We start from the raw sequence: 11857 nt of genomic DNA on the forward strand, positions 1-11857 counted from the left end.
CTCCTCGTTCCGTCCGCAATAGACCTCAGTGCCCCTCGGGCGTGAGTCCTACATGTTGTTCGAGGCGGCGTAAGCGCTCTTCGAATTCGGTCAGCAGAACTCCGTGCCCGATTTGCGAGGAATGATATTCCATCACCGAGCGGCGCAGCCCGGAAATCTGGTCACTCAGGCGCTTCTCCTGCTCCTTGATCTGCTTTTCCAGATTCATCATGTCCGAGGCCACGTCGGCGCGCAGCGAATGAATCTCAGAGCTAAGCTCCGAGCGGACGTCAGCTAGGTCGCTCTTCGTCGCCATCTCTTCGCGAAGGCCATCCACCTTCGCGTCGATCTTGCGCAGCAGCGCCAGCGTGAAATTCTCGGGCTCGTCGCTCATCGCGGCTCCGATCGCCGCTGAACACGGGCGGCGTTCTTTCATAACATGATTTTGCAAAAGCGCGGGACGAACCCAGTTGATCCGAGCCTCTACCTCGCCCCGTGCGGGGAGGTCGATCGCCGCAGGAGATCGGGTTGGGGATGCTTTGCACCCCGCCCGGCTTGCTGCGCAAGCCACCCTCCCCGTCAAGGGGAGGGATGCGCCTCTTCCGGCAGCAGGCGGCTTAAACCTTCTCGACCTGGGCGAACTCCAGCTCGACCGGCGTCGGCCGGCCGAAGATCGACACGGCGACCTTGAGGCGTGAACGCGCCTCGTCGATTTCTTCGACGAGGCCGTTGAAAGAGGCGAAAGGCCCGTCGGCGACGCGCACCGTCTCGCCCACCTCGAACATGATCGTCGGCTTTGGCCGCTCGACGCCATCGGCGACCTGGCCCTTGATGCGCAGGGCCTCTTCTTCGCTGATCGGCATCGGCTTGTTGTCGGCGCCCAGAAAGCCCGTGACCTTCGGCGTATTCTTGATGAGCGAGAACACCTGATCGGTGAGTTCGCATTTCACCAGCACATAGCCGGGGAAGAATTTGCGCTCGGCGGAGACCTTGCGTCCGCGCCGCACTTCCATGACCTGTTCGGTCGGGACCAGAATCTCTTCGAATTGGTCGGCGAGCCCGCGCTGCGCCGCGCCCTCGCGGATCGCCTCGGCGACCTTCTTTTCGAAGTTCGAATAGGCGTGGACGATGTACCAGCGCATGCTCATAGCGGCGCGACTAGCTCCAATTGTCTATCGACCGACGCCCAGCATCAACCCGACGCCGAAACGCAGCGCCGAATCGACGACGACGAAAAAAAGGCTTGCGAATAGCACCATCAGTATGACGAGGCCGGTGGTGATGAGCGTCTCGCGCCGCGAAGGCCAGGTGACCTTGCCCGCCTCGGCGCGGACTTCCTGCAGGAATTGAAACGGATTGACCATTCGGCTACCGGGCTGTGCGGGGGCGCGCGATCCACCCCTCTGAACTCACGTCGCGAATGACTCGCGCCGTAAAACGATCGCGGCGCGGGACCTGCCGGCCGCGCGCCACGAATTCAAGCGGCTTATAGCCCCTTAGCGCCGCGCCGCCAAGCGAAAAACGCGGGAGCCCCGGGCCACCGACGCCGGGTCGTCCTGCCGTTCACGGCGTCGCGTCGGCAGGCTGGCCGGCGCTGGCCTTCGCCAGCTCGACGAGATCGGGCGGCAGCAATCGCGCCTCCTCTTCGGTGATGGACGCCACCCTTCCGGCGAGGTTCGAGCCGAGCCGCGCCATCGCTTCTTTCAGGTTTGGAGGATCGTAAGGACTATTGGCGCCATAGATGTTGCAGCTGCGACCGAGCTTGGCCAGCACGCTCCAATGGACCTTCTCATTGACCTGTTCCTCGGCGGGATCGCCGCCGGAGCTGAAAAAACTGTTGGCGGGCGCCCCGGCCGGAAACATCTCGCGGCTGCGCGGAAAGTTCCTGTCGATCGGATATTTCTCGGCGGAATCGGGGATGTTTCCGTCGATATTGGGCTTCAGCGCGCGCCGGATCGCCGCTTCGTCGAAGGAGAGTCCAGTGAGCGCCTGCGTGCGCGCAATCATCCAGATCAAAGCGATGTCCGAAAGGCCAGATTCCGGATAGCCGCCGCCCACGTTGCAATGAACGCCCGGAAACCAGTTCTGCTCGATGTTCGAGGGATGCGGCGTCCCTTTCTTCACCGTCCAGAAAGTCGGCGTAAAGGGACGGCGGCGCTCGTCGACGCCGATCGCGTGCAGCGCGTGGTCGACATGCGGACCGAGCTGCGTGTCCTCAAAACCGCCGAACACCGCCAGCGTGACGTAGCGGCCGAGCGGCGCAAGCCCACTGAAACCGGCGGGCACGCCATATGAGCCGACGGTGTCGAAAACGCCGAGCAGCTTGATGCGATTGTTCGCCTGAACGTCGGGATCGCTCGGCGGCGCGCCGAGCCGCGCCGCCTTCTTCGCGCTCTTGTTGGTCTTCACGATGTCGAAGATGTTTTTGTCTTTTGTCTTTCGGATGCCGCAGGCGCCGATCAGGCCGGCCAAGGCGCGGGCGGCATAGGCGCCGCGCGAAAATCCATAAATATACAGCTCTTGATCGTCCCGATAATTGTCGACGACCCAATTGTAGGCGTCCTGCACGATGGTCCGCAGGCCGAGGCCGGCGGCGCCGCCGACGATCTTGAATCCTTCGGCGCCGACGCCGGAAAAGTAGCGGACGTTCTGCTCGACGCCGTCCGCGCCTTTCGGCGGGATGAGCTTTTCGGCGACTTTCTCATCCCAGGACTTTTTGCAGATGCTGGTGAAATCGCGCGGCGTATTCCATGTGCCGTCGAGCAGGATAATGTTGCGAATCATTTTTTCCTCCAACAGCTTAAGCAACTGCGGACAAAAGAGCGTCAGGGCGCTTTGCGATGCTGACGCGGTTTGGCGGCGCCGGCAAGCGAAGAGGACATATTTGCCCAAGACGGGCGCTCGCCGTTATGAGAAGCCAAACCTCAGCCAAGCATTGGAGAAACGGATGCGCGCAGGTTTGCTTTTCTTGGCCGCATGCGCCGCGGCTGGCCTCGCCGGCTGCAACGCCGCGCGCCAACCGCAGATCGTTCCTCCGGGACCAGCAGACCCGCCGCCGGCGCGGATGGGCGAAGCGCCTCCGCCGGACGCCCCGGGCTGCGCCGGCGCCGTCGCCCGCTATCGCTCAGTGATCGACAATGATCTCGCGATGGGACACGTCAATAAGAGCGTCCATGCTCAGATCTCGAATGAGATCGGCGAGGCGGCGTCAGCCTGCTCCAACGGTCAGGACGGCCGCGCGCTATCGCTGCTGCGCGCCTCGAAATCGCGGCACGGCTATCCAGGGTGAGGCGCGCGCCCCTGCGACATCAGCTTGGAAGCGCTCCAGACTAGATTGATTGACCTCATGTTTTGGGCTTCTTACTTTTGATGAGGACGCGGCGGGACCGTCGGCGCTCAGCGAACTCGGGAGATGCGGTTTTTGAAGCGCGACCATTTTGTGGGGGTCCTCGTGGCCTCGGTTATGGGCATTTCCGCCGCCGCTGCGGCTGAGAACGCCTTTACGCTCACGATCAAGGATCACCGCTTCGAACCGGCCGAACTTCGCGTTCCAGCCAATCAGCCGGCGACGCTGACCGTGAAGAACCTCGACGCCACGCCCGAAGAATTTGAAAGCAAGAGCCTGCGGATCGAGAAGGTGATCCCCGGCAATAGCGAGGCGACCTTCACGCTTCGGCCGCTGAAAGCCGGCCGCTACAAATTCGAAGGCGAGTTTCACGATAATACGGCCAAGGGCGAGGTCATCGCGGAATAGCCATGCTCGGCGCGCTCATCATCGTCTTCCGCGAGGCCATCGAAGCCGGTCTCATCATTGGCATTGTTCTGGCCGTGACGCGCGGCGTCGCCGGCTCTCGCGGCTTCGTCGCTGCCGGCGTCGGAGTTGGCGCGCTGGGCGCGATTGTCGTCGCCGCTTTCGCCGACCGGCTCTCGCAAGCTTTCGCCGGCAGCGGGCAGGAGCTCTTTAACGCCTCGATCCTCGCGATCGCCGTCGTCATGCTCGTCTGGCACAACATCTGGATGGCGCAGCATGGGCGCGAGCTGGCGCAGAACCTTTCCGACGTCGGGCGGGCGGTGGCGCGCGGCGACGAGACGCTCTTCGCGCTGACGGCCGTCGTCGGACTGGCCGTCTTGCGCGAGGGCGCCGAGGTGGCGCTGTTTCTTTACGGCATTCTCGCCTCTGGCGAATCCGGCTGGGACGTCTTCGCCGGGGGACTCGCCGGACTGGCGCTCGGCGCGTTGACGAGCGTCGCGACATTCTATGGGCTCGTCGCGATCCCCCCGCGGCGCCTATTCGCCGTAACGACATGGCTCATCACGCTGCTCGCCGCCGGCCTTGCGGCGCAATGCGTCGCTTTTCTGCAGCAGGCGGGCTTCGTGACGGCGCTCTCCGACACCGCCTGGGACTCGTCGTGGATTTTGTCGGATAAGAGCATCGTCGGCCGGGTGCTGCACACGCTGATCGGCTATGCCGACCAGCCTTCCGCCATGCAGGTCGCAGTGTATCTCGCGACGCTCGTCGTCATCGTCGCGGCCACCAAATTTTTTGCCGCGCGGCCGCCTTCGGCCTCGGTGGGCGCTCCGGCGGAGTAGCGTCTGGCGGTCGCGCGCGCGGCGATCGACCGCTGCCTCAGCCGCCGCCGAAGAGATCCTCGAATATGCTTCTATCCGGCGCCCCGCGCCTCTGCCGCGGCCGTTCGATCGAGCCGACCGTCGGGATGTCTTCCGGCGGCAGAAGATCGTCGATCGCGCGAGGCGGCGGCGACCTGGGCGGAGCGTCGCGTGGCGCGGGCGACGCCTCCGCTACGGGCGGTTGGTCGGGCGAGTCGGCGGGGATATGCGCGGGCGGTCGCGGCGCCGGCGTCGTTCTCGCGGACTGCGGCCGGGGCGCAGGCCTCGACTCCCCGGTGAACAAGCCGATGAGGTCATCCATCGGCTTGGCGATCTCCTCGGGGAGCGTAATGTTCTCTGACCGCCAGGCGCCCGCGGGCAGTCCGGCGACGGGTTGGCCCTTCAAGGCGACGCTCATGAAGCGGCTCCAGATTTCGACCGGCAGATTGCCCCCGGAAGCTTTTTTCGTCGGCGAGTTGTCGTCGTTGCCGAGCCAGACGCCCGCGACCAGCCGGCCCGTGTAGCCGACGAACCAGGCGTCGCGGAAATCCTGGCTCGTGCCGGTTTTGCCGGCGGCGTTCCATCCCGGAAGCTCGGCCTTGCGGGCGGTGCCGGTGAGCAGCGTCTCGCGCATCATGTCGTTCATCATCGCCACATATTGCGGCGCGATGACGCGGCCGAGCGACGCATTCTTGCGCTGATAGAGAGTCTTGCCGGCGGCGGTCTTCACCTTGAGAATGACATGCGGTTGGACGCCGATCCCGCCATTGGCGAAAGGCGTATAGGCGGCGACGAGCTCCAGCGGCGTCACCTCCGACGTGCCGAGCGCGATCGAAGCGTTCGCCTGCAGGTCGGACTGGACGCCGAGGCGATGCGCAGTCTTCGCCACGGCCTTGGGGCCGACTTCGAGGCCCACGCGCACGGCCACGGTGTTGAGCGACAGCGACAGCGCCTTGGTGAGCGTGACGGGTCCGAGATATTGACGGCTGTAGTTTTCGGGCCGCCAGCCTTTGACGTCGAGCGGCCCATCCTCGCGCACGGACTCAGGGGTAAGTCCCTGTTCGAGCCCCGTCAGATAGACAAAGGGTTTGAAGGCGGAGCCGGGTTGGCGTTTCGCCGAGACCGCGCGATTGAACTGGCTGGCCGAATAGTCGCGTCCGCCGACGAGCGCCCGGATCGCGCCTGTGGGATCGAGGGCGACGATCGCGCCCTGGGCGACGCCGAATTTCGCGCCTTTCTCGTCGAGCTCCTGCTTGAGCGCGCCTTCCGCCGCCATCTCCATGCGCGCGTCGATCGTCGTTGTGACGACGATGTCCTGGTCGATCGCGCCGATCGTGTCGTCGAGCATGTCCATGACATAGTCGGCGGCGTAATTGATCGACCCTGCGCCGATGTCGCTCCGCGCGCGTGCGGAATGCGACAGCGCCGTCGTCGCCGTCGACTCGCTGATATGGCCTTCCTGCGCCATGGCGGCGATCACCTGCGCCGCGCGCTCGGCCGCTCCCTCCGGATTGCGATCCGGCGCAAGCTTGCTCGGCGCCTTCATCAGCCCGGCGAGGACGGCGGCTTCAGACAAGGTGATGGTTTTCGCGCCATGGCCGAAGTAACGCTCTGCCGCGGCTTCGACGCCATAGGCGCCGGACCCGAAATAGACGCGGTTGAGGTAGAGTTCGAGGATCTGGTCCTTTGAGTATTTGTGCTCGAGCCAGAGCGCGAGGATCGCCTCCTGGATCTTGCGCGAGATGGTGCGCTCCTGGGTCAGAAACAGGTTTTTGGCGAGCTGCTGAGTCAGGGTCGAGCCGCCCTGCATGCCGCCGCGGCCCGTGACGTTGCGGACGATGGCGCGGCCGATGCCGATCGGATCGACCCCCCAATGCGAATAGAAACGGCGATCCTCAATGGCGATGAAGGCCTTTGGGACATAGGGCGGGAGGTCCGCGAGCCGGATCGCCGCGCCGCCGGTGTCGCCGCGGTTGGCGAGGAGTTCGCCGTTCACGTCGAGGATGGCGATATTGGGCGGGCGCTTGGGCACCGCCAGCTGATCGATCGGCGGCAGTCGCGCGCCGTAATAGACGGCGAGGCCGCCCCCGGCGATGGCTCCCCAGAGCGCCAGCGTGAAGCTCCAGTAGATCAGCGCGCCGAAGAGCGAGCGGGAGCGGCGCGGCGTTTTGCGGGCGCGCGAACGGGGCGGCGGACGGCGCTCGGCGCGCAATTCGCCGTCATCGTCGTCGTCGAACCGCGGTTCGCGACGCTTATCGCTGCGCGCCATCGGATGCTCGCCTGTCGCCGCCGCACGGGGCCGAAGTGCCTGATGAAGCGTAACGAAGGCCGTTTAAGGGCCGGTTAAGGGGCGGCGTCCTTATGCCATCCAGCATTTGAGCGCAGTTAGGCTGTGGCCAAACCGACACAGGTAAGTAAAATTGAAGCAATCATCTTACGCCGCGCTAGACGCAGGCGCCTCTCCTGCTAACGTTAAGCTAATTTACTAAAGAGTGCATACTCTGCGGCGCGCGCCCAGAGCCAAGCTCTGGGGGGATCGCCGATGCGCCACATGCGCCGCACGCCAGCTATTTTCAGTATCGTCTGCCTCAGCGGCGTCTCGGCGTCTGTCGCGCTCGCCCAACAGGCGCTGCCGACGATCGAGGTCGGCGGCGCGCGGCGGCAGGCAAGCGCTGCGCGGCCGGGCCCACCCGGTCCAGGCCGCGCGCTCGCGCCCGCGCCCGCGCAACAACCGTCCTCGACGCTGCTTGCCCTGCGCGACGCGCCGCGCGTTCCGAGCGCCATGCAGCCGGCGCCTGGCGCTGAGATCGCGACCCTCTCGCGCGCGCAAATCGATAAATCGGTCAATTCGCTGACGACCATGGGCGTGGTGAAATATATGCCGAGCGTCACCGTGCGCGAGCGCTTCATTGGCGACCGCAACGGCATACTGTCCCTGCGCACGAACAGCACGCTCGCGGGCGCGCAGACCATGGTGTTCGCCGACAACGTCCTGCTGTCGAATTATCTCGGCAACAGCCCCAGCTTTCCGCCGCGCTGGGGGATGGTTTCGCCTGCGGAAATCGAACGTGTGGACATCATGTATGGGCCGTTTTCGGCGGCCTACCCGGGCAATTCAATCAGCGGCGTTATGACCATCACGACGCGGATGCCGGAGAAATTCGAGGTCCATTATCAGGGCGACGGCGCGTTTCAGAACTTCGGCATCTTCGGCGCCAAGGAGAACAACCTCTCAGGCCATATGAATTTGTTGATCGGCGATAAGATTAACAATTTGAGATATTGGGTCGGTTACGACTGGCTCGACGCGCGCGGTCAGTCCGCTGATTTTACCGTCGCCAATCCGACGGTAGGGAGCGGCGGAACGCCCGTCATCGCCAAGGGATGGTTCGACGTTGACCCGCAAGGGCGCCCGCGCCTCATTGCCGCGCTGACCGGTCGCGACCATTCGCAGCAACATCTTGGCAAGGTCAAACTCGATTACGAGTTCCTACCCAATGTGCACGCCAAATATCAGGCGGGCTTGTGGTCTTTCGTCTCCGACGCGGTTGTGACTCCCTTCCTGCGTCGCGCCGACAATGGCGCCGAATTCTATAATTCGCCAAGCAACGCCGTGCAGTTCGGCCCTTGGCGTTTCAATCTGCCGGCCACAAATCCGGCGCACGCCAACGCCAGCCATCTGATGCAGGCGGCGTCGTTGGTAAAGAAGGATGGCGGCGTTTTCGATTTCGACATCACCGGCACGTCCTATAATTTCCTCCGGGACTATCGCCACGCCGCCGTTCGCTATGGCGTGCAGCCGGGCGGCGTGAATGTCGTGCAAACCGGCACATATTGGCGCACGCTTGACGCGCGCGGCACGTGGCGTCCCGAATGGGATCTTTTCGGCAAGCATGAAGTGTCGATGGGCGGCCATTGGGATGTCTATTCGCTGGCCTCGACGCAGACCAATACGCCAGTCTTCACCGACACGTTCTTCACATCGATTCAGGCGGTTAACACCGGCAAGACGTCAACTAAGGGCGTCTATGTCCAGGACGCATGGCGCTTTCATCCCGACTGGCTGATCAGCGCCGGAGGGCGCGGCGACTTTTGGGAAGCCTTTAACGGCATGAACCAGACGCTGACAGGCTTCAACACCTTTGGCGTTCGAGCGGCGCCGACCTTCTTCACCAATCGTTACAAGCAGTCCTTCTCGCCGAGCGGCGGACTCGTATGGAATGTGTCGCGGGATTTTGTGATGCGCGGCGCGATCGGACGCGCCTATCGCTATCCGACGGTCAATGAATTGTTCCAAAACCTCGTGACCCCGAACGCCATCACCATCGCCAATCCCGATCTTCAGCCGGAGATTTCGACGGTCTATGAGCTGAGCGGAGAATATACGCTTGAGAACCTGTGGGGGTCGATCGGCTGGGCGCGGCCGCGCGTCACCCTGTTCATGGACGACCGCTGGAACTCCATCGCCAACCTCATCGATCCGGCTCTTCGAACCAGCGCCAATGTCAATGTCGACAAGGTGCGTTTCCGCGGCGTCGAGGGCGCGATCGACATGAAGGACTTCTTGACGGAACGCCTCGACATCAATGGCAGCGTGACCTTCACGGACGCGAAAACCCTATCCAATTGGCGCCAGCCCAATACGCAGGGCATGCAGTTCCTGCGCATTCCGCGCATCCGCCTGCGCGGTCTTGCTGTCTATACGCCGCCGTGGGAGCCCAATCTCATCCTGTCGGCCGGCGTGCGATACCAAACCGCCGCCTTCAACAACCTCGACAATTCTGACTTCAACCATGACGTGCTTGCCGGCGGCTCCAGTTCGTTCCTGTTTTTCGACGCCAAGGCGAGCTACCGGCTTACGCCCGAGTGGACGCTCGCGGCGGGCGTCGACAATATCGGCCGCTATAAGGCCTATGCCTTCCACCCCTATCCCCAACGCACCTATTATCTGAGCTTGCGATACGACTTCGCCGAAAAAACTCCAGGCGGTTTCATGCGCTCCCTGCCGGGTTTGAATGCTTTGTGATGACGCCTTAGCGCAGCGCCCGGCCGAAATTCGTGGACGAACCCCCGGCGGCGCGTCACCCGCCCTTGCGCTTCGCGTCCCGCCGCGCCAAAGTCTTCGCCCCCGGCGCGGCGGCCTGCCGCGCCGCAATAATATGCGGATTTTCCGGCGATGAAGGTCACCATCGAGAGAGCGGCGCTGTTGCGGGCGCTCGGCCATGTTCACCGCGTGGTGGAGCGACGCACGACCATTCCGATCCTGGCGAATGTGCTGCTGTCCGCCAAGGACGGCGCGCTGACGCTCAAGGCCACTGATCTCGATCTTGAGATTACCGAGAAGACCGCGGCGGAGGTCTCCCAACCCGGCGCGACGACGCTGCCGGCGCATATGCTCTACGACATCGTGCGCAAACTGCCGGAGGGCGCGCAGGTCTCTTTGGAAGCGACGGGGGACGCCGGGCAGCTGACGCTGCGTTCGGGACGTTCGCGGTTCAACCTCTCGAGTCTTCCCGAGAGCGACTTTCCCGACGTCACCTCCGGCGACTTCAGCCATAAGTTCGCGCTCGCGCCGGCGGATCTCAAGCGGCTGATCGAAAAAACGCAATTCGCCATCTCTTCCGAAGAGACGCGCTACTACCTCAACGGCATCTATCTTCACACGCTTGACGTCGAGGGCCGGCCGATGCTCCGGGCCGTCGCGACCGACGGCCATCGTCTGGCGCGGCTGGAGCTTCCCGCGCCCGAAGGCAGCGCCGGCATGCCGGGAATCATCCTGCCTCGCAAGGCCGTCACCGAAGTGATGCGTCTGATCGAGGACGCACAGGGAGAGGTTTCAGTCGAGCTTTCGATCAACAAGATGCGCTTCACCTTCGGCGACGCGCTGCTAACGACCAAACTGATCGACGGCACGTTCCCCGATTACGGGCGCGTCATTCCCGCCGGCAATGACAAGCGGCTCACCGTCGAGCGCGACGTCTTCGCCAAGGCGGTCGATCGCGTCTCGACGATCTCCTCCGAGCGCGGCCGCGCCGTCAAACTTTCGCTCTCCGAGAGCAAACTCGTGCTGTCCGTCACCAATCCGGACCAGGGCTCGGCGGTCGAGGAGCTCGAAGCCGACTATGACGGGCCGCCGCTCGATATCGGCTTCAACGCCCGCTATCTCTTGGACATCACCCAGCAGCTCGACAGCGACACGGCGCTCTTCAAGCTCGCCGACCCCGGCTCGCCGACGCTGGTGCAGGACCGCGACGGGGCCACTGCGCTCTACGTCTTGATGCCGATGCGCGTTTAAGTCTTGGTGCGACGCCATTAGCTCGTTAGGGTCGGCGCGTGCTTGTTGAATTCCCTCGCCTCTGGCCGTGGCTTCTCGCCTGTTTCGCCATCGGCGCCGCCGCCGGGGCGTTGACCCGGCGCGCGCCTGAAAACGGCATCGTCGCCCGCTGGCTGGTGTGGACCGCGCTCGCTTTCGGCGTCGGCCTCCTTCTCGTCCGCCTCGGCGCGCTCGACGCCGCCGCGCCTTTGGTCGAGGGCGGGCTCGCGGCCTATGCGGCATTGATTATCGGCGCCGCCCTCGGCGCCTTGGCCAGGCATCGTTCGATCTGGGCGCATGAGGGCTGGGCCGTAGGGCTGGTCGCCGCCTCGCTCCTCTGGGTCGGAGCGGTCGTGATCGGCCAGTCCGACGGCGAAGAGGGTCGCCGCCTGGCCGCGCCGACAAAAAGCGCGGGCGCCGACAAGCCGCCCGCGACGTCGCCGCCTGCCGACGAAACGCCAACCGCCGGCGCGACCATATCGCCCGTCCACGCGCAAGGGCCGAGCGCGTCAGCCACGGCCGTATCAGGCGGCATGACGCTCGTCGACTGCCAGACGGCCCTTAAAGCCTCTTCGACGCCCGGCGTACTGGTCTTTCGCAAAGGCAGCGCGCAACTCACGCCGTCAGCAACGCGCGCGCTCGACAAGGCGGCGGCGATCATTCGCCGGTGCCCGGAAAACGCGACGATCGCGATCAGGGGCCATGTTCGCGGTTCGGGCGCCAGAGCGCCCAATGACGCGCTGGCGCAGAGGCGCGCGGAGGCCGCGACGGGCTATATCGAGGGTCAGGGCGTCGGCGGGCGCCGCCTCGTCGCATCCCCCGGCGAACCGGATCAGGCGGAAAACCGCGCCCTCACCTTTGAGGTTCGATGAGCAGCGCTCGGCGCCTCAACTTCAGGCGCCGGCGCGGCCCGGTAGCGCCAAATTCCAATTCTACTTAAAACAGCGGCCTCTAAGA

Annotated in this window: 11 protein-coding genes; 6 read left to right on the forward strand and 5 right to left on the reverse strand. The window is 64.4% G+C overall.

Annotated features, from left to right (window positions below):
• Window positions 1–25 precede the first annotated feature (25 nt).
• From EHO51_RS15320 to EHO51_RS15335, 4 genes are all read right to left on the reverse strand, one after another.
• Entirely contained in the window at window positions 26–373 is a 348-nt protein-coding gene (locus EHO51_RS15320) for a hypothetical protein (protein ID WP_029649125.1), read from the reverse strand.
• 223 nt (window positions 374–596) lie between these two features.
• Complete coding sequence (gene nusG / locus EHO51_RS15325; protein ID WP_018406586.1) at window positions 597–1127, reverse strand: transcription termination/antitermination protein NusG; 531 nt, start codon at window positions 1125–1127, stop codon at window positions 597–599.
• Window positions 1128–1151: 24 nt separating this feature from the next.
• The gene (secE, locus tag EHO51_RS15330; protein ID WP_018406587.1) at window positions 1152–1343 is read right to left on the reverse strand and encodes a preprotein translocase subunit SecE; all 192 of its coding nucleotides are present in this window, start codon (window positions 1341–1343) and stop codon (window positions 1152–1154) included.
• 199 nt (window positions 1344–1542) lie between these two features.
• Entirely contained in the window at window positions 1543–2763 is a 1221-nt protein-coding gene (locus tag EHO51_RS15335; RefSeq protein WP_124739610.1) for a DUF2235 domain-containing protein, read from the reverse strand.
• 163 nt (window positions 2764–2926) lie between these two features.
• Between EHO51_RS15335 and EHO51_RS15340 the strand changes: the two genes are divergently transcribed.
• From EHO51_RS15340 to EHO51_RS15350, 3 genes are all read left to right on the forward strand, one after another.
• Window positions 2927–3268 carry a hypothetical protein gene (locus tag EHO51_RS15340; RefSeq protein ID WP_124739611.1) on the forward strand — a complete coding sequence of 114 codons (342 nt, stop codon included), beginning with the start codon at window positions 2927–2929 and terminating at the stop codon, window positions 3266–3268.
• Window positions 3269–3430: 162 nt separating this feature from the next.
• Window positions 3431–3733 (forward strand): cupredoxin domain-containing protein, encoded by a 303-nt coding sequence (locus tag EHO51_RS15345; RefSeq protein ID WP_245434621.1) that lies wholly within the window; start codon window positions 3431–3433, stop codon window positions 3731–3733.
• Window positions 3734–3735: 2 nt separating this feature from the next.
• Window positions 3736–4569, forward strand: coding sequence for an FTR1 family iron permease (locus tag EHO51_RS15350; protein WP_124739613.1), 834 nt, complete (start codon window positions 3736–3738; stop codon window positions 4567–4569).
• Window positions 4570–4606: 37 nt separating this feature from the next.
• Here EHO51_RS15350 and EHO51_RS15355 read toward each other — a convergent pair whose 3' ends face one another.
• A complete protein-coding gene (locus tag EHO51_RS15355; RefSeq protein WP_124739614.1) occupies window positions 4607–6856 on the reverse strand; it encodes a transglycosylase domain-containing protein in 2250 nt (749 codons plus the stop codon).
• A gap of 273 nt (window positions 6857–7129) precedes the next feature.
• Between EHO51_RS15355 and EHO51_RS15360 the strand changes: the two genes are divergently transcribed.
• The 3 genes from EHO51_RS15360 (at window position 7130) to EHO51_RS15370 (ending at window position 11772) form a co-directional block, all read left to right on the forward strand.
• Window positions 7130–9613 (forward strand): TonB-dependent receptor, encoded by a 2484-nt coding sequence (locus tag EHO51_RS15360; RefSeq protein ID WP_124739615.1) that lies wholly within the window; start codon window positions 7130–7132, stop codon window positions 9611–9613.
• A gap of 150 nt (window positions 9614–9763) precedes the next feature.
• Window positions 9764–10882: a DNA polymerase III subunit beta gene (gene dnaN / locus EHO51_RS15365; protein ID WP_124739616.1), complete on the forward strand. Its 1119-nt coding sequence runs from the start codon at window positions 9764–9766 to the stop codon at window positions 10880–10882.
• Window positions 10883–10920: 38 nt separating this feature from the next.
• Entirely contained in the window at window positions 10921–11772 is an 852-nt protein-coding gene (locus EHO51_RS15370; RefSeq protein ID WP_124739617.1) for an OmpA family protein, read from the forward strand.
• The last annotated feature ends 85 nt before the right edge of the window (window positions 11773–11857 follow it).

Origin of the sequence: Methylocystis rosea, assembly GCF_003855495.1 — a bacterium.
Taxonomy (GTDB): domain Bacteria; phylum Pseudomonadota; class Alphaproteobacteria; order Rhizobiales; family Beijerinckiaceae; genus Methylocystis; species Methylocystis rosea_A.

Excerpts from the sequence above, each read along its gene's own strand:
- EHO51_RS15335 (WP_124739610.1), bottom strand. The coding sequence starts at position 2,763 with ATGATTCGCAACATTATCCTGCTCGACGGCACATGGAATACGCCGCGC.
- dnaN (WP_124739616.1), top strand. The coding sequence starts at position 9,764 with ATGAAGGTCACCATCGAGAGAGCGGCGCTGTTGCGGGCGCTCGGCCAT.
- EHO51_RS15360 (WP_124739615.1), top strand. The coding sequence starts at position 7,130 with ATGCGCCACATGCGCCGCACGCCAGCTATTTTCAGTATCGTCTGCCTC.
- EHO51_RS15320 (WP_029649125.1), bottom strand. The coding sequence starts at position 373 with ATGAGCGACGAGCCCGAGAATTTCACGCTGGCGCTGCTGCGCAAGATC.
- EHO51_RS15340 (WP_124739611.1), top strand. The coding sequence starts at position 2,927 with ATGCGCGCAGGTTTGCTTTTCTTGGCCGCATGCGCCGCGGCTGGCCTC.
- secE (WP_018406587.1), bottom strand. The coding sequence starts at position 1,343 with ATGGTCAATCCGTTTCAATTCCTGCAGGAAGTCCGCGCCGAGGCGGGC.
- EHO51_RS15355 (WP_124739614.1), bottom strand. The coding sequence starts at position 6,856 with ATGGCGCGCAGCGATAAGCGTCGCGAACCGCGGTTCGACGACGACGAT.
- nusG (WP_018406586.1), bottom strand. The coding sequence starts at position 1,127 with ATGAGCATGCGCTGGTACATCGTCCACGCCTATTCGAACTTCGAAAAG.
- EHO51_RS15350 (WP_124739613.1), top strand. The coding sequence starts at position 3,736 with ATGCTCGGCGCGCTCATCATCGTCTTCCGCGAGGCCATCGAAGCCGGT.